Annotated in this window: 17 protein-coding genes and 1 riboswitch; of the genes, 2 read left to right on the top strand and 15 right to left on the bottom strand. The window is 48.2% G+C overall.

Translation table 11 applies throughout. The features are described from left to right. Positions 1–179: 179 nt before the first annotated feature. Entirely contained in the window at positions 180–623 is a 444-nt protein-coding gene (locus tag HPY28_RS09525; protein WP_017251095.1) for a MarR family winged helix-turn-helix transcriptional regulator, read from the top strand. A gap of 427 nt (positions 624–1,050) precedes the next feature. On the opposite strand, the gene sdhB is transcribed toward HPY28_RS09525, so the two are convergent. Genes sdhB through HPY28_RS09510 form a run of 3 tightly spaced genes read right to left on the bottom strand, consistent with a single transcriptional unit; the run spans position 1,051 to position 4,204 of the window. Continuing rightward, a complete protein-coding gene (gene sdhB, locus HPY28_RS09520) occupies positions 1,051–1,800 on the bottom strand; it encodes a succinate dehydrogenase iron-sulfur subunit (protein WP_007722466.1) in 750 nt (249 codons plus the stop codon). Positions 1,801–1,818: 18 nt separating this feature from the next. Beyond that, positions 1,819–3,573 carry a succinate dehydrogenase flavoprotein subunit gene (gene sdhA, locus HPY28_RS09515; RefSeq protein ID WP_007722462.1) on the bottom strand — a complete coding sequence of 585 codons (1,755 nt, stop codon included), beginning with the start codon at positions 3,571–3,573 and terminating at the stop codon, positions 1,819–1,821. 19 nt (positions 3,574–3,592) lie between these two features. Next, positions 3,593–4,204, bottom strand: a complete 612-nt coding sequence (locus HPY28_RS09510) for a succinate dehydrogenase cytochrome b558 subunit (protein WP_007722458.1) — start codon at positions 4,202–4,204, stop codon at positions 3,593–3,595. Between the two features lie 429 nt (positions 4,205–4,633). Here HPY28_RS09510 and HPY28_RS09505 point away from each other — a divergent pair, with 429 nt between their 5' ends. Next, complete coding sequence (locus HPY28_RS09505) at positions 4,634–5,086, top strand: YslB family protein (RefSeq protein WP_174230475.1); 453 nt, start codon at positions 4,634–4,636, stop codon at positions 5,084–5,086. Between the two features lie 49 nt (positions 5,087–5,135). Here HPY28_RS09505 and HPY28_RS09500 read toward each other — a convergent pair whose 3' ends face one another. From HPY28_RS09500 to HPY28_RS09445, 12 genes are all read right to left on the bottom strand, one after another. Beyond that, positions 5,136–6,377 carry an aspartate kinase gene (locus tag HPY28_RS09500; RefSeq protein WP_069845535.1) on the bottom strand — a complete coding sequence of 414 codons (1,242 nt, stop codon included), beginning with the start codon at positions 6,375–6,377 and terminating at the stop codon, positions 5,136–5,138. Between the two features lie 230 nt (positions 6,378–6,607). Next, positions 6,608–6,795, bottom strand: a riboswitch (Lysine riboswitch). A 102-nt stretch (positions 6,796–6,897) separates the two neighbouring features. Beyond that, positions 6,898–8,679, bottom strand: a complete 1,782-nt coding sequence (gene uvrC / locus HPY28_RS09495) for an excinuclease ABC subunit UvrC (protein ID WP_069845536.1) — start codon at positions 8,677–8,679, stop codon at positions 6,898–6,900. 38 nt (positions 8,680–8,717) lie between these two features. Then, positions 8,718–8,969 carry a DUF2164 domain-containing protein gene (locus HPY28_RS09490; protein ID WP_106833037.1) on the bottom strand — a complete coding sequence of 84 codons (252 nt, stop codon included), beginning with the start codon at positions 8,967–8,969 and terminating at the stop codon, positions 8,718–8,720. Positions 8,970–9,094: 125 nt separating this feature from the next. Beyond that, positions 9,095–9,808, bottom strand: a complete 714-nt coding sequence (locus HPY28_RS09485) for an ABC transporter ATP-binding protein (protein ID WP_017251090.1) — start codon at positions 9,806–9,808, stop codon at positions 9,095–9,097. Between the two features lies 1 nt (position 9,809). Continuing rightward, positions 9,810–10,571 carry an ABC transporter ATP-binding protein gene (locus HPY28_RS09480; protein WP_017251089.1) on the bottom strand — a complete coding sequence of 254 codons (762 nt, stop codon included), beginning with the start codon at positions 10,569–10,571 and terminating at the stop codon, positions 9,810–9,812. 1 nt (position 10,572) lies between these two features. Then, positions 10,573–11,544, bottom strand: coding sequence for a branched-chain amino acid ABC transporter permease (locus HPY28_RS09475; protein WP_174230474.1), 972 nt, complete (start codon positions 11,542–11,544; stop codon positions 10,573–10,575). A gap of 5 nt (positions 11,545–11,549) precedes the next feature. Beyond that, the gene (locus HPY28_RS09470) at positions 11,550–12,416 is read right to left on the bottom strand and encodes a branched-chain amino acid ABC transporter permease (protein ID WP_174230473.1); all 867 of its coding nucleotides are present in this window, start codon (positions 12,414–12,416) and stop codon (positions 11,550–11,552) included. 148 nt (positions 12,417–12,564) lie between these two features. After that, positions 12,565–13,752: an ABC transporter substrate-binding protein gene (locus HPY28_RS09465; protein WP_069845540.1), complete on the bottom strand. Its 1,188-nt coding sequence runs from the start codon at positions 13,750–13,752 to the stop codon at positions 12,565–12,567. 181 nt (positions 13,753–13,933) lie between these two features. Then, positions 13,934–14,251, bottom strand: coding sequence for a thioredoxin (gene trxA, locus HPY28_RS09460; protein ID WP_007722428.1), 318 nt, complete (start codon positions 14,249–14,251; stop codon positions 13,934–13,936). A gap of 141 nt (positions 14,252–14,392) precedes the next feature. After that, entirely contained in the window at positions 14,393–14,722 is a 330-nt protein-coding gene (locus HPY28_RS09455; RefSeq protein ID WP_174230472.1) for a hypothetical protein, read from the bottom strand. A gap of 108 nt (positions 14,723–14,830) precedes the next feature. Beyond that, complete coding sequence (locus tag HPY28_RS09450; protein WP_174230471.1) at positions 14,831–15,790, bottom strand: electron transfer flavoprotein subunit alpha/FixB family protein; 960 nt, start codon at positions 15,788–15,790, stop codon at positions 14,831–14,833. Positions 15,791–15,810: 20 nt separating this feature from the next. Beyond that, on the bottom strand, positions 15,811–16,578 hold the full coding sequence (locus HPY28_RS09445; RefSeq protein ID WP_017251083.1) for an electron transfer flavoprotein subunit beta/FixA family protein: 768 nt from the start codon (positions 16,576–16,578) through the stop codon (positions 15,811–15,813). Positions 16,579–16,600: the final 22 nt, after the last annotated feature.

Raw genomic sequence — 16,600 nt, 5'->3', positions numbered from 1 at the left:
CTTGCTGGAAGTCATTCCATTATGTTTTCAGTTTTCACTAGGAATCGCTTGGGTATTCCCTTCTTTTCGCGAAGGTTGACAAACGAAGTACTTTCAGCCTATATTTAAGTGCGTTAAATATTACATATCAAATATTCCCGATAACGAAGAAATAGATCAAATAAGGAGACGATACGAGCATGCCCTCCCCCTTAACAGATACGCTTGAGCGCCTGCAGGAGGCGTTTCGTACCATTATGCGCACGATGGGAACGCAATTAGCCGAACCTGTCTCTGGTTTAACTGGCCCGCAATTCTACATTCTTCATCAGTTGGAACAGAAGGAAAAATGCACAGTCGGAGAATTGGCTGAATCAATGGGGGTCAAACCAAGCGCCATCACAGCAATGGTCGACCGTTTGGATAAACACGGTTTCGTCGCCCGTGATCGTGATGAGGAAGATCGCCGAGTGGTTTACATCAGCTTGCGCGATTCTGGCAAAAAAATTCTGCAAGTAGCCAAGCAGAATCGAAGAGAAAAACTAAATAAAATGTTCTCTCACCTCAGCGAAGATGAACTCCAGCACTTCGTCCTCCTTTTTGAAAAGCTGGCGATGGCGGCGGTCATCGAGGCGAGTGAATAAACTCCTTGTACGTTGCTGTTGTGGTGGGGAGAAAACAGGAGAAAACGCTCTGCTTCCTCTACGATCTTTCCATGTGATCCGCTTTTTTAAATCCTTCAAAGAATGAAATACCTCATCTGTTACGACAGAGAAGAATATTTCCAGGCGTAGCGACTTGTGGAGTCCTACCGCGCGGAGAAGGGATTTGCGGGCAAAAGAAACGCAACGTGCCCGTGCTACGAAGCGGCTACCACTTTTGCGTTTCCCCGCAAATCCCTTCGGAGCGGACAGTCTTATCCCCCAGCAGGACGGAGCCTGGAGCCTAACCTGGAAATATTCTTCTCTCCACTACAGCGACATATACAGTAAACACTTAAACAAACTTTCCTAAACTAAAAAAAGGCGTGCATTCCGGATCACCGGTGCACGCCTTTTCTATTGCAAACAATTAGGAGAAGAAGAACTTCTTCACTGCATGTTTGGTTGTTTCTTTGTTCATGTGAGCGATCGAAGTTGTGAGCGGAATACCTTTTGGACATGCTTGTACGCAGTTTTGCGAGTTACCGCAATCACCGATACCGCCATCTTCCATCAGGGCTTCCAGACGCTCATGCTTGTTCATCATACCCGTTGGATGCTGGTTGAACAGACGAACCTGCGAAATCGCGAACGGACCGATGAACTCAGCCTTCGCATTCACGTTCGGGCATGCTTCCAAGCAAACACCGCACGTCATGCACTTCGAAAGCTCGTACGCCCATTGACGCTCAACTTCCGGCATGCGAGGACCTGGTCCCAGATCATGCGTACCATCGATTGGAACCCACGCTTTTACGCGCTTCAGCGCATCGAACATGCGGCTGCGGTCAATCGACAAGTCACGTTGTACAGGGAAGGTGCTCATTGGCTCAAGACGAATCGGCTGTTCCAGCTTATCTACCAGTGCCGAGCAAGCTTGGCGTGGTCTTCCGTTAATAACCATCGAGCACGCACCGCATACTTCTTCCAAGCAGTTCGATTCCCAGTTTACTGGAGACGTTTTTTGACCTTGTGCGTTGAGTGGATTACGTTGAATCTCCATCAAAGCACTGATCACGTTCATACCAGGACGGTAAGGAATCTTGAACTCTTCCTTGTACGGAGTGCTGTCAGGGCTATCTTGACGAGTGATAATCAAATGAATCAATTTTTCTGCCATGATCAGTTTCCTCCTCTCTTATTTCTTGTCAGACGTATAGTCTCGCTTACGTGGTGCGATCAGGGATACGTCGATGTCTTCATAGTAGATTTCAGGCGCAGTCGTTTCAGCATTGTACTTCGCCATTGTCGTCTTCATGAAGTTCTCGTCATCACGCTCTGGGAAATCAGGCTTGTAGTGAGCACCGCGGCTCTCGTCGCGCTTGAGCGCACCGATCGTGATCGCACGGGACAGTGCGAGCATGTTCCACAGATGACGGGTAAACGCCGCACCGGAGTTGCTCCATTTATTCGTATCGTTGATGTTGATTTTCTTGTAGCGTTCCATCAGTTCAACGATCTTATCATCCGTTTTTTGCAGACGGTCGTTGTAACGTACTACCGTTACGTTGTCAGTCATCCACTCACCCAGTTCCTTGTGAATCAGGTAAGCATTTTCTGTTCCATCCATTTTCAGGATGCTGTCGTATTTCGCTTGCTCTTGGCTAGCAAAACCGTCGAAGAGCGTGGAAGACAGATCATCAGAGGATTTGTTCAAGCCTTTGATGTACTCGATTGCTTTTGGACCTGCTACCATACCGCCATAGATAGCGGACAGGAGGGAGTTCGCACCCAAACGGTTTGCACCGTGCTGAGAGTAATCGCACTCACCTGCTGCAAACAGACCAGGGATATTGGTCATTTGGTTGTAGTCTACCCACATACCGCCCATGGAGTAGTGAACCGCAGGGAAAATCTTCATTGGAACTTTACGTGGGTCATCCCCAACGAATTTTTCGTAAATCTCGATAATACCGCCCAATTTTACATCCAGTTCTTTTGGATCTTTGTGGGAAAGATCGAGGTATACCATGTTTTCGCCGTTGATACCCAGCTTCATATCTACGCAAACGGAGAAGATTTCGCGAGTCGCGATGTCACGCGGAACCAGGTTTCCGTATGCAGGGTATTTATCTTCCAGGAAGTACCAAGGCTTACCGTCTCTGTACGTCCATACACGGCCACCCTCACCACGAGCAGACTCGGACATCAGACGCAGCTTGTCGTCTCCAGGGATTGCAGTTGGGTGAATTTGGATCATCTCACCATTGGAGTAAATAACCCCTTGTTGATACGCCGCAGACGCTGCTGTACCTGTATTGATAATCGAGTTCGTCGATTTACCGAAGATGATACCAGGTCCGCCTGTTGCCAAAATAACGGCATCCGCACGGAAGGATTGAATTTCACCGGAACGCATGTTTTGCGCAGTAATCCCGCGACAGGTTCCTGTATCGTCCAAAACGGCTCCGAGGAAATCCCAATATTCGTACTTGGTTACCAGACCTTCAGCTTCATAACGGCGTACTTGTTCGTCCAATGCGTACAAGAGCTGTTGTCCAGTTGTCGCACCCGCAAAAGCGGTACGGTGATGTTTGGTTCCTCCGAAACGACGGAAGTCCAACAAACCTTCTGGCGTACGGTTAAACATAACACCCATACGGTCCAACATATAGATAATGCCAGGTGCTGCATCGCACATTGCTTTAACTGGCGGTTGGTTTGCCAAGAAGTCTCCGCCATATACTGTATCGTCGAAGTGCTCCCATGTGGAGTCGCCTTCCCCTTTGGTATTTACCGCACCGTTAATACCGCCCTGCGCACAGACAGAGTGGGAACGTTTTACCGGAACCAGGGAGAACAGCTGAACAGGAACGCCTTTTTCTGCTGCTTTGATGGTAGCCATCAAGCCGGCCAAACCTCCACCGACAATGATCAGTTTACCTTTTGCCATGAGTTTAGTCCCCCTATCCCTACAAAATGAAAGCCGACATCGCACGCAAGCCGATGAAGGTTACAATTACGAATACGCCCAAAGTCAGGAATGTTGCAATGCGTTGGGAACGCGGCCCAACTGTAATTCCCCAGTGAACCAGGAACGACCACAGTCCGTTGGAGAAGTGGAAAGTCGTGCTAATAATCCCGATTGTGTAGAATACGATCATTGCAGGACTGCTCAAAATGTTTGCCATCATGTCATAATCCACGTGTGCACCCAGTGCTTTTTGGATACGAGTTTCCCAAACGTGCCAAACAATAAAAATGAGGGTAATGACTCCTGTAACGCGTTGCCACAAGAACATTTGGTTTCGGAAGTAACCGAAGTTCCCTACGTTATGCTTCGCTTGGAACGCGATGTAGAGACCGTAAACAGCGTGAAACAGGATCGGGAGGTAGATCAAGGCAAATTCAAGTACTAACAGAAATGGAAGGCTTTCAATGAAGCCTACGGCCTGGTTGAAAGCTTCAGGCCCACGAGTCGCTTGATAGTTGGCTGTCAAGTGGAACACGAGGAAGAGCCCGATCGGAAACAAACCAAGAAGTGAGTGTAGCTTGTGACTGAGAAAGCTATGGCCTTTCGCCATACAATGGTCCCCCTTTCAATGTATGTAACTCTCAATTCTGTGAAAAACGTCAAGCGTCACCGCAAGCAGTCCAAAACGGTTTTCGGCCGTTTTGATAGACCTTTCCCCAATATCCTAACCCATTGCCTCACCCATTAGACATAGCAAAACCGCCACGATCATTTTATGAAGAGCGTCTTGACGCTGTTCACAAAAAGACTGCGTTCGCTAGATCACATGAATTTGTCGGAATGTGTCAAAATCCGAGAAAAAGTTGGGCAAAACTTTGACCAAATCCAATTGTACTCTTGTCGACACATAGCGTCAAGACAATCAATGTACTAAATACATTGATAGAATAACTTTGTTTAGTCCAGCTATTTTTTCTATTAAGATGTCATGAATGCGAGTCCCTCCTCATAATCTAGTACAGACAGGAGGGAAGCACATATGAAAGAGAAGGATCAGCTTGCAGCACTGTTGCCGCCAGAGACCATTCCCTATGCGGAAAGAATGAATATGCCCTATCTTGGCTATCATCTTCTACGCGAAACGTTGACTAGCACCCTGCTAGGCGATAGTGAAAACCATATTCTCTATTGGATTGGAAAAAATATGGGCCGCCAAATCCCCATTCAATCTGCAACAGGCCCGATTATGCCTTTTATTCGGCTCGGATTAGGCCAGCTCGACGTCGTGGAGGAGTCCGGGCAAACTATCGTCTATTCGCTTACTCATTCCATTTTTAGCTACCAGTCTATCGAAAGACTAGGATTCAGTCTTTCTTTTGAGGCTGGGATCATTGCTGGTATGATTGAGCAATGGAAAGAAAGAGAAGCGTTCAGCAAAATCGAAATGGAAAGCTCCTCTGACATACGTATATCTGTACAAGTGGCGTCATGAAGAAAATGCCCCCTCTACCTATAACAAAGGGAGAGGGAGCATCCATGTTTTATACTCCGTGCACGACCGCGGTTTCCTCGACATCCAGACCATATGCCGAATGAAGACTGCGAACAGCCAGCTCCGTCAAGGCTGCTGGAATGACACAAGAAACCTTGATATCAGACGTAGATACCATTTTAATAGAAATTTCTTTTTCTGCCAGGACACGGAACATTTCGGCAGCTACCCCTGGATTATTGATCATGCCTGAGCCAACAATCGATACCTTGGTCAAGCCTTCCTCGAAATCGACTTTTTCAAAGCCAAGCTCGTTTTTGTTTCTGTCCAGCGTATCCAGTGCTTTTTTCAGGTCATCCGCTGCAACTGTAAAAGAAATATTCGTAACAGACGCATCATAAGAGCTTTGGATAATGATATCGACGTTCACCTGATTGTCCGCCAGCGTATTGAACAGACGGGAGAGCGTCCCGACCTTGGCAGGCATGCCGACAACCGTGATTTTGGCTACATCTTCATCGTGTGCAACTCCACTTACTACTCTTCCTGTTTCCATGTTGGCAACCTCCTCAACGTACGTACCATCTTCGGCAGTAAAGCTGGAGCGGACGACCAGCCTTACCTTGTATTTTTTCGCAGCCTCTACTGACCTTGGATGAAGAACCCCTGCACCGAGGTTCGCCAACTCCAGCATCTCATCATACGAGATCGTATCCAGCTTGCTCGCAGCTGGAACCACTCGCGGATCAGCTGTATACACCCCGGACACGTCTGTAAAGATTTCGCATTTCTCAGCGTTCAAGCTCGCTGCGAGTGTAACCGCAGATGTATCCGATCCACCGCGGCCGAGCGTCGTAATTTCACCTTCGTCACTGATCCCTTGGAATCCTGCCACGATCACCACACGACCACGGCCGAGCTCGGATTGAATCCGCTCTGGATCAATCTGCTTGATCCGTGCTCTTCCGTGAATCGCCTCCGTGGTGATTCCAGCCTGCCAGCCCGTAAGAGAAATGGCGTCGTAGCCTTTTGTATGCAAGGCCATCGACAAAAGCGCGATCGATACCTGCTCCCCCGTGGTCAGCAGCATATCCATTTCACGCTCGGATGGGTATGCGCTTATCTGCTTGGCCATATCTACCAACACGTCAGTAGATTTGCCCATTGCAGAAACAACGACTACCACATCATGCCCTTCCTCTTTGTAGCTGACAATTCGATCCGCAACTCGTAAAATTCGCTCAATGGTACCTACAGAGGTGCCTCCATATTTCTGCACGATCAACCCCATGCGGCTTCTCTCCCTTTTTCTCATATCCAATGTTGGTATTTATCTCGTATCGTATGGTTTTTCACTATTCTCTCTATAAGGAAAAATCTTGCATTTTATTTTACAAAAAAGGCACCGACAAGGAATAAGACCTGCCGCTGCCTACTGTTTCGACATACCGGTTCCTCCCTCCCAATACACGCGGACAACGAAGATTGACAGTCATCACCATCAAAACTCACATTGACACACCGTGAGATAGCTCTCCATCTGACAATTGGTCATTGTGCAGATGACAGTCCTGCATTTGTTCAACGCAGACCCAGCATGGAGAAAAGCGGGTTTCCCTCCACACTTCGGCGAATTCCCCTTTCCCGTCCCCTTCACAGATTCCCGATCTCAGGGTGGTACTCTTGGTTTTCGCGCCTCTACCTCACTCCATAATGGAAGTGAGGCTAACTATTCTGTTTGAATCGGATTATATCATGAGTCTAAAAATGGATCAATTCCTTTTTAGAGGTTGTTCAAAAAGTTACATGTGCTATGTGTCCAGCTTGCGCAGATGCCCGATGATTTCTTTTGCCAGCTTGTCACCGATCCCTAATTGGCGGAAGTCTTCAACGGTCGCCTCTCGCATTTTTTTCAACGAGCCAAAATGAGAGAACAACAGCTTGCGTCGCTTCTCACCGATACCCGGGATCTCATCTAACTGCGAGGAGAGCATCGTTTTTGTCCGGGATTGTCTGTGGAATGTAATAACAAAACGGTGGACTTCATCTTGGATGCGCTGCAACAAATAAAACTCATAGCTATCACGTCTAAGATTCACAGGCTCTGGCGGATCTCCGTACATGAGCTGAGCGGTACGGTGCTTCTCGTCCTTCGCAAGTCCACAGACGGGAATATAGAGACCCAGCTCGTTTTCCAGCACGTCCATAGCCGCACTGATTTGGCCTTTTCCACCATCGATCACTATCAGGTCAGGCATCGGCTGGTTTTCTTTCAGCAGGCGTGAGTAACGACGGCGAACCACTTCGCGCATGGAGCCGTAATCATCTGGCCCCTCGACGGTTTTGATCTTGAATTTGCGGTATTCCTTTTTGTCAGGGCGACCATCTGTAAACACAATCATTGCAGACACAGGCTCTGTTCCCTGAATGTTGGAGTTGTCAAACGCTTCAATTCGATGAGGAACCGGAATCCCTAAAATGTGACCAAGATTGTGTACCGCTTGGACTGTACGAGCATCGTCCTTGGACATCAGCGCGAACTTCTCCTGCAAAGCAATACGGGCGTTCTCGGAAGCCATCTTCACGAGCTCATGCTTTTTGCCTCTTTTCGGAGCATGGACTTTGATGCCCAGCCACTCACCCAAAAGCTCCGGTTCACTCTCTTGCGGGAGCAAAATTTCTTTTGGTAGCGCATTTTGTTTATCGTAGTAGAACTGGCTCACATAAGACATAAAGTCCTCGGTTTCGCTTCCATAGTATGGAAAGGAAGTCGTCTGACGCTCGATCATCTTCCCTTTTCGCATGTAGAACACTTGAATGCACATCCAGCCTTTTTCCACAGCAAATCCGATAATATCGCGGTCTACCGTATCCGTGAACGTGATCTTCTGCTTCTCCATCACCGCTTCGATGCTCTTGATCTGATCGCGATATTCCTTGGCTCGTTCGAACTCCATGTTTTCAGCGGCTTGCAGCATTTTTTCCGTGAGAGTTTGCTTCATTTCCTCGTGGCCACCATCGAGGAACCGGCTGATTTCATCCACCAAACGCTGATTTTCCTCTGCCGATACCTCGTACACACAGGGCGCTAAACATTGTCCCAAATGGTAGTAAAGACAAACCTGCTTGGGCATATTGCGGCACTTGCGCAACGGATAGAGGCGATCCAGCAGCTTCTTCACCTCGGAGGCATCTCCGGCATTCGGATACGGACCGAAATACTTGGCTTTATCTTTTAATACCTTACGGGTAATCTCCAGGCGTGGCTGCGCCTCATTCGTAATTTTGATGTACGGATACGTCTTGTCGTCGCGGAGCATGACATTGTAACGCGGATCGTGCTCCTTGATCAGGTTGCACTCGAGGATGAGCGCCTCAATCGCGGAGGATACCACAATGTACTCAAAGTCCACGATTTCACTGACCAACAGCTGCGTCTTCCCGTTATGACTGCCTGTAAAATAAGAGCGGACGCGGTTTTTCAGTACCTTGGCTTTTCCTACGTAAATGATTTCCCCGCTCGCATTTTTCATCAGGTAGCAGCCTGGCTTATCTGGCAGGACGGCCAGCTTATCTTTTAAGGAGCTGTTCATGGCTGCTCCCTCCTCTTTGCTCTATATCTGCTATGCATCTATTTGTTCTTGTGAATTGGTTTTTCCAATACATACAGTTCATCTTCTAAGGAACTCATCCGTTCCATCAGCAGCTTGCGGCTGTCTTGCACCCCTTGATTGTAATAGAAGGGGCCGAGCTCTTTTGAGAAAAAGGCAATCAACTCTTCCGTCTCCAAATTGCCGAGTGTCTCCGACCGTTCTTCTTTAAAATAGCGTTGTACTTGATGAACAAGATATTCCATTTGCTCTCTCGTCAATTTGGCTGGCATCGTATCCGGCTTCCTTCCCTATTTCGCATCATAAGAGAATATACGTTCTATCCTTTATAGTACCATGGAATGATGACGAAAAAAACTGCCGCCTCATTCCATGGCGACAGTTTTTTACAGGCAGACTAGTGCTTGCGACCACCCAAATATGCTTCTTTTACACGCTCGTCGTTTAACAACGCTTCTCCTGTGCCGTCCAACACGATTTGCCCTGCCTCCAGTACATACCCGTAATCAGCGATTTTGAGGGCTTGTTTGACATTTTGCTCCACGATGAGGACGGTTGTACCTTCCGCATTGATTTCTTTGATCACCTTGAAAATGTCCGACACCACGATGGGAGCCAAGCCCATCGACGGCTCGTCCAAAAGCAGCAGCTTCGGTCGAGACATCAATGCGCGAGCAATGGCTAGCATTTGCTGTTGACCGCCAGACATCGTCCCTCCCAATTGGGAAAGCCGTTCCTTCAGGATGGGGAACCAGGTCATCATCTTTTCCATGTCGTCCTTGATGCCTTGTGCATCGTTGCGCTGGAATGCGCCCATTTCCAGGTTTTCCAGCACGGTCATCTTCCCGAGGATCGCACGCCCTTCTGGTACCAACGCCAATCCGGCTTTTACGATCTGATGGGGTCTCGAACCCTCTATGCGTTGACCACAAAACGTAATCGTCCCTGCTTCAGGCTTCAGTTGACCCGCAATCGTACGCATGGTTGTGGTTTTTCCCGCTCCGTTCGCCCCGATCAGCGAGACGATTTTTCCCTCAGGCACTTCCAGCGTTATCCCACGAATTGCCTTGATTTGACCGTAGGAGGTCGTCAAGTTTTGTATATTCAGCATCTTATTCGTCCTCCTTGCCGAGGTAAGCTTCAATCACATCTGGATTGTTTTGTACCTCTGCCGGGGTGCCGTCAGCAATTTTGACCCCAAAGTTGATACATACAACCTTTTCACACAGGTTCATGACCAATCCCATATCGTGTTCGACCAACAGGACAGTCGTCCCGTCATCGCGAATTTTTTTGACCAGCTCCATGAGCGCTTTTGTCTCGGTCTCGATCATTCCCGCAGCAGGCTCGTCCAAAAGCAAAAGCTTTGGCTCAGTAGCCAGTGCCCGCGCAATCTCCAGACGCCGTTGTTGACCGTAAGCCAATGTATCCGAGCGAACATCAGCAATGTCAGACAAGCCTACGAATTCGAGGAGCTCCTCTGCTTTTTTGGTAACAGCCTTTTCTTCCGCACGTTGTCCGGGGGTTTTCAAAAGGGAAGCCCAGAAGCCCGCCTTCATGCGCGAATGACATCCTACCTTCACATTGTCCAGCGCACTCATGTGACCGAAGAGGCGAATATTTTGGAACGTCCTTGCAATCCCCATTTCGGTAATTTTGTTAGGCGCCACCCCATTTAGCTTTTGTCCGGCAAAAGAAAAGGTGCCCGTGGTTGGTTCGAATATGCCCGTTGCCATATTGAAAATGGTCGTTTTGCCCGCACCATTCGGACCAATCAAGCCAACAATTTCGCCCTCTCCGACCGTAAAAGAAACGTCACGAAGAGCGGTGATGCCGCCAAAGCTTTTTCCTACGTTCGCAAGTTCCAACAACATCTTATACTCCCCCCTTCGCTTCCTTGTCCGATGGCTTGCCCCGACGACGCTTGAACAGCTTTTGGAACGTATCGGCGCCAATCAAGCCATGCGGACGGAACGCCATTACACCGACCATGATCAAACCGTACATGAGCATTTTGTACTCGGCCAAACCACGTAGTACCTCCGGCAGCGCTGTCAAAACCAAGGCACCAAACAGCGGCCCCCATACCACTTCGCTGCCGCCGATCACGGCATAAGACAGAATCTCTACGACTTTATGATAGTTAAAATCATCTGGCGTAATGGTCGTCGTAATGTGGGCGAACAATCCTCCACATACACCAGCCAAAATGGAACCGATCACAAAAGCAAGCATCTTATAATAGTTGACTTGCAATCCCATCGCTCGTGCCGCCGTTTCGTCTGCTTTGATCGCTTCAAAAGCTCGCCCGAGACGAGAACGGTTCAGACGCAGCGTCAGGAAAAGAACGAAGGCAAACAGGAGCAGCATAAACACAAAGGTCGATAATGACTTCATTTGCATGACCGAAATGCCAAAGGTTTGCGCTTTTAACCCCATTGCTTTTTCAAAATCGTATAAGTAATTGCCAATCGATTGAAGTCCGGTCAGTCCGAGGGCGCCATTTGTAATTTCCATATTGAGAAAAATAACGCGGATCACTTCACCAAAGCCAAGCGTAGCAATGGCCAGGTACAAGCCGTGGAGCTTCAATGTCGGAGCACCGATCAACAGTGCAATTAGCCCTGCCGCAAGTCCACCGATTATGATGGCGATAAACAGAGGCATGTCCGCTTGCTTTGTCAAAATACTCGCCGTAAAAGCACCAATGCTCATAAAGCCCGCATGTCCCAAAGAAAGCTGGCCCGTCGAGAGTGTAATGTAAATACTGATCGCCAAAATACTGTTTAACAAGATAAAAGTCAGTACCTGTAAGTTATATGGATTGAGAATGTCCAATGTCTGCACCTCCCTTACGCTTTGCGTCCAAATAGTCCTTCCGGCTTCAAGAGCAAAATGAGAATGATCAAGCCAAAAGCAACCGCATCTCGATACGACGAGTCTCCGTATGCGACGGTAAACACCTCGATAATCCCGAGCAATACGCCGCACACCATGGCCCCAGGAATGCTGCCTACCCCGCCTAAAATCAAAACAGCCAAACCTTTGAAGCCAAGCGTCATCCCCATCGTCGGAATGAGAGCAGAGTACGCCATCCCGATCAATATGCCGGCGACACCTCCCAGTGCCGACGCAAGCATGACGATCACGACAATGACCATATTCGTGTTAATCCCCAAAATATTTGCTGTATCCGTATTTTCAGCCGTCGCGCGAATGGCTTTTCCCATTTTCGTTTTTTGTATCCAAAAATGCAGGACGAACATCAGCAACACAGAAATCCCTAAAATAACGAGATCGACGCTGCGAATTTGAATGAGCCCCAAGTCAAAAGTGGTATCCCCAAAGGATTGTGGGAACGCACGGGAGTCAGCACCGAAAAACTTGTGCATGGCTTCCTCCATCAAAATGGCAAATCCGATCGTACTGATCAAGGATGCCAGATGGGGTACATTTTTTTTACGAAGTGGGCGAAGCGCTGTATACTCCAGCACAAGACCCAAAATGGCCGATATCACGATGGCCACAATCAGCGCTACCCCTAAAGGCATGTTCAGGCTGGTCATCAATACCAAGCCAACCAGTGATCCAAAAATAAAAATTTGGCCATGTGCCATATTAATGATTCCTAAGACACCAAAAATGAGCGTATAGCCCAATGCAATCAATGAATAAGTGCTACCAACTGTCAAACCGTTGACTAATTGCTGCCAAAACAAATGCCTCACCTCACTGTTAAGTGGTTACTATCCAACGATGATTGAGTTATTCTCGCTGGATCAGCAAGCGAAGAACATGATCTGGTACTTACTGATCCAGCGAGATAACGGATAGAAAAAGAAGCCCGGAGCGACCCCGGGCACAATCCTATTCAAACGGGACGAATTTGCCTTCTTTTGCAACAACGACAACCGCATCCCCAATCGGATTACGTTTCTCGTCAAAAGACAGTTTGCCGGATACACCTGTGAAGTCTTTCAGCTGAGCCAATTGTCCGCGCAACTCTTCGCGATCTGCTTTTCCTGCGGCAAGCAGTGACTGCGACATGATGTACAGCGAGTCGTATGCTTGGGCTGCGAACTGGTCAGGCTTTTTGTTGTATTTAGCTTCGAATGCTTTTACGAAGGCTTGTACTTTATCATCTTTCTTTTCAGGGCTGAATGGAGTCGCAACGATCAAGCCCTCAGCAGCTGGACCTGCAATTTCAAAAACTTTCGGATTATTGAAACCATTTCCACCAAGAATTGTCCCCGTAAAGCCCAACTCACGTGCCTTTTTCACAACCATAGAGCCTTCTTTGTACAAAGCGGACACAAGCAGAGCGTCTGGGTTTGTTTGTTTCAGCTTGGTCAATTGTGCCGAGAAGTCCACATCACCATTTGCGAAAGTCGCTTCACTGGTAATCTCCAAGCCCAGCTTTTCAGCGGTTGCTTTCATGACTTTGTAACCATTCACGGAGAAGTCATCGTTAGAAGCGTGGATAAGTGCTACTTTTTTCAAGCCATTTTTCTCCACAGCTGCTTTCATAGCTGTCGGGATCGCAATGGATTCAGGCAAAGAATTTCGGAACACATACTCCCCGATATCATTGATTCCTTCTGATGTGTTGGAGATACCAAAAATCGGAGTTTCGGCCTCGTTTGCAACTGGTCCTGCAGCAAACATTTCACCGGAAAGTGTCGGTCCGATGATCGCCACGACATTATCCTGATTAATCAGTTTATTTACCGCATTAATCGCGCCTTCTTTTTCTCCGGCGGAGTCTTCAAACTTCAGTTCGATCTTGAGCTTGCCTTTGTTCGCTTCATTCAGCTCGCCCAACGCCAGCTCCAATCCTGCTTTTTGCGCTTCTCCATAAGCTGCCCCAGAACCAGAGAGGAAACCAACCACACCGATTTTTGCCTGAATCTCTTGTCCGTCAGTGCTAGCGGCTTGCCCGGAGCCACCTTCTCCTGCTGCAGGAGCACTTGTATTTCCTCCGCTCGAACATCCGACCATCAATACCGCCCCTAGCGAGATCGCCGCCAGCGAGCGCATCAAATGAAATCCCTTCATTAGAAAAGCCCCCTCTATTATCGAAATAAATTGAATATATGAAGTTTAATCAAAGTATTCTAAAAACGCAATTATTTTCGCTCAAGTAAACTTAATTTTTTGACAAACGATCGTTCAGAATTCCGTATCCAAACATAAAAAAGCGGCATATTGCTATGCCGCTTCACTCATTGCTTTGCGATTACAGATGTTTGCCTACAGTTGCCATAAGCGCTTCTTTTGGTTGGAAGCCGATCACTTTGTCAACTGGTTGACCGTCTTTGAATACGATCAGCGTTGGGATGGACATTACGCCAAAACGACCAGCAGAATCTGGGTTGTCATCCACGTTTACTTTGACGATTTTGAGCTGGGAGCCCACTTCACCGTCGATTTGCTCCAGTACAGGAGCGATCATTTTGCAAGGGCCGCACCATGGAGCCCAGAAGTCAACCAGGACTGTACCGCCTTGCTCTACTTCCTGGGAAAAGTTTTGGTCAGTAGCATTTACAATTGCCATGAGAAGTTACCTCCTTGAATTTCAATTGCTAAATAAAGGTTCCTAACGGTTATCAGTATATCATTCAAACACCAAATTGACTACGCCGCTCCACACTTTGCCCTGCACTTCTCACTTTAGTTTGTCCAGTCTGGCTGCACCTTATTGCCCGACTTGTTTTAGCCGATTAATCTCCCGTTCGTGATCACTTACTTTCCGATGCAACAGATCGAGGTCTGCATCGATGTGTTTGTTTTGGCGTTCCAGTCTGTCTAATCGGCGCGTAGCATCATCACGGAATTCGTACATTTCATCACGAAACGCATACATCTCGTCACGAAACGCATACATCTCATTCCGAAAATCATACATCTCATTCCGAAAATCATACATTTCTTTCTTAAACTCGCGTAGCTCCTCCTGCGTTTCTTTAACCAATCGGTTATTCTCCGCCACCATGTGTATCAGTTGTTGCAAAAGCTGTTCGCTCATCCCGATCACCTCTCCTTACTGCCTATTATACCAAGCAAGGAAAGCATAAAGTAAGCCTTGCGGACAAAAAAAGCGCCCCAAAAGGAGCGCCTTGTTACTGTCTTTCTGTTACACCAACACTTTTTTAAACTCAGCCGTCAGCAATGGCAGCACTTCGAACAAGTCACCTACGATACCGTAATCAGCCACTTGGAAGATTGGCGCTTCCGGATCTTTGTTGATGGCAACAATGATTTTCGAGCTGGACATACCAGCCAAGTGCTGAATCGCTCCCGAAATCCCGCATGCGATATATAGATCAGGTGTAACAACCTTACCTGTCTGTCCGATCTGCATGGAGTAATCGCAATAGTCTGCGTCGCAAGCGCCACGAGATGCACCAACAGCCGCACCGAGTACTTCCGCCAGATCGTTCAATGGCTGGAAGCCTTCTGCACTCTTCACTCCGCGTCCACCGGAAATCACGACTTTTGCTTCGGAAAGGTCTACTTTGCCACTTGTTTTTCTTACAACTTCTTTTACAATCGTGCGCAAATCCTTAATTTCCAATTCAACTGGTACCACCACTGCCGTTTTCGAAGGGTCCGCAGCGCCGATGGCAATGTTGTTTGGACGAATCGTAATAAATGTTGTTCCATCAACGAATTTGCGTGTTTGCGTCGCTTTTCCTGCATAGATCGGGCGAATGAAGACAGGGCCTGCTTCTACACTTGTTACGTCTGAAACTAGACCGTAACCGAGTCGCGCTGCTACGCGAGGTGCGATGTCACGACCGATCGCGGTGTGACCCAAAACAACTGCATCTGGAGAAGCTAGCTCAATCAACTGCGTGAGTGCCTGCACATACGCATCTGGCGTGTACTGTGCTAACGCTGTATGATCAGCCGTATACACCGTGCTCGCACCATGCTGACCCAATGTCACTGCATGCGTTGCTGCATTTGCCCCGAATACACCTGCTACAATTTCGCCGCCCTCAGCCAATGCTTGTGCTGCAGTCAATGCTTCCAGCGACACGTTGCGAAGTTGTCCGTCACGTACTTCTGCCAATACAAGTACTTTTTTCATGGATATCCTCTCCCTCTCGCTTAGATCACTTTCGCTTCATTGCGCAACAGTTGCACCAATTCCGACGTTTGAGCTGCCAATTCGCCTGAGAGAATGCGACCCGCCTGTTTTTTCGGAGGCAATGTCTGATCGACGATTTCTGTCTTTGCTTTTACCTCATCCGCAGTAATGCCCAAATCGTCTGCGCCGAGTCTATCCAATGGTTTTTTCTTCGCCTTCATGATACCTGGGAGAGAAGGATAGCGCGGCTCGTTGAGTCCTTGCTGAGCCGTAATCAAAACAGGTAGGCTCGTCTCCACGACTTCCAGGTCACCTTCTACATCGCGCTCTACGCGTACGTTCGTCCCGTCCACCTCTAGCTTCACAGCAGTCGATACATGGTTAATTCCCAGTTCTTCTGCTAGACGAGGACCGCCTTGGCCAGCCCCGGAGTCTACAGCCATTTGTCCACCAATGATGATATCGTAGCCAACCTTTTTCGCTACGGCAGCCAATACTTTGGCAATCGTGAATTCGTCTCCGAACAGAGACTCGTCATCCACCAAAACAGCCTTGTCTGCGCCCATTGCCAAAGCCGTGCGCAGCGCACTTTCAGCACGGTCTGGGCCGACGCTGATTACGGTTACTTCCCCGCCATGATCTTCCTTGAGCTTGATTGCCTCTTCTACAGCGTACTCATCGTAGGGATTAATGATGAATTCAACGCCATCTTCGGAAATTTGTCCGTTTTGGATGACGATTTTTTCTTCTGTGTCAAACGTCTGTTTCAACACAACCACGATATTCATCAGGATGCCTCCTCCTTAGTGG

Source organism: Brevibacillus sp. HB1.2 (genome assembly GCF_013332495.1).
GTDB lineage: Bacteria > Bacillota > Bacilli > Brevibacillales > Brevibacillaceae > Brevibacillus > Brevibacillus porteri.
Note: the sequence above shows the minus strand (reverse complement) of the source record. Positions and strands in the feature narration are given on the sequence as shown.

Bases quoted from the DNA above. Each gene is read 5' to 3' on its own strand.
- HPY28_RS09465 (WP_069845540.1), bottom strand. From the start codon at position 13,752: ATGAAGGGATTTCATTTGATGCGCTCGCTGGCGGCGATCTCGCTAGGG.
- HPY28_RS09485 (WP_017251090.1), bottom strand. From the start codon at position 9,808: ATGCTGAATATACAAAACTTGACGACCTCCTACGGTCAAATCAAGGCA.
- HPY28_RS09490 (WP_106833037.1), bottom strand. From the start codon at position 8,969: ATGCCAGCCAAATTGACGAGAGAGCAAATGGAATATCTTGTTCATCAA.
- uvrC (WP_069845536.1), bottom strand. From the start codon at position 8,679: ATGAACAGCTCCTTAAAAGATAAGCTGGCCGTCCTGCCAGATAAGCCA.
- trxA (WP_007722428.1), bottom strand. From the start codon at position 14,251: ATGGCAATTGTAAATGCTACTGACCAAAACTTTTCCCAGGAAGTAGAG.
- HPY28_RS09510 (WP_007722458.1), bottom strand. From the start codon at position 4,204: ATGGCGAAAGGCCATAGCTTTCTCAGTCACAAGCTACACTCACTTCTT.
- sdhB (WP_007722466.1), bottom strand. From the start codon at position 1,800: ATGGCAGAAAAATTGATTCATTTGATTATCACTCGTCAAGATAGCCCT.
- HPY28_RS09455 (WP_174230472.1), bottom strand. From the start codon at position 14,722: ATGAGCGAACAGCTTTTGCAACAACTGATACACATGGTGGCGGAGAAT.
- HPY28_RS09525 (WP_017251095.1), top strand. From the start codon at position 180: ATGCCCTCCCCCTTAACAGATACGCTTGAGCGCCTGCAGGAGGCGTTT.
- HPY28_RS09505 (WP_174230475.1), top strand. From the start codon at position 4,634: ATGAAAGAGAAGGATCAGCTTGCAGCACTGTTGCCGCCAGAGACCATT.
- sdhA (WP_007722462.1), bottom strand. From the start codon at position 3,573: ATGGCAAAAGGTAAACTGATCATTGTCGGTGGAGGTTTGGCCGGCTTG.
- HPY28_RS09480 (WP_017251089.1), bottom strand. From the start codon at position 10,571: ATGTTGTTGGAACTTGCGAACGTAGGAAAAAGCTTTGGCGGCATCACC.
- HPY28_RS09450 (WP_174230471.1), bottom strand. From the start codon at position 15,790: ATGAAAAAAGTACTTGTATTGGCAGAAGTACGTGACGGACAACTTCGC.
- HPY28_RS09500 (WP_069845535.1), bottom strand. From the start codon at position 6,377: ATGGGGTTGATCGTGCAGAAATATGGAGGCACCTCTGTAGGTACCATT.
- HPY28_RS09445 (WP_017251083.1), bottom strand. From the start codon at position 16,578: ATGAATATCGTGGTTGTGTTGAAACAGACGTTTGACACAGAAGAAAAA.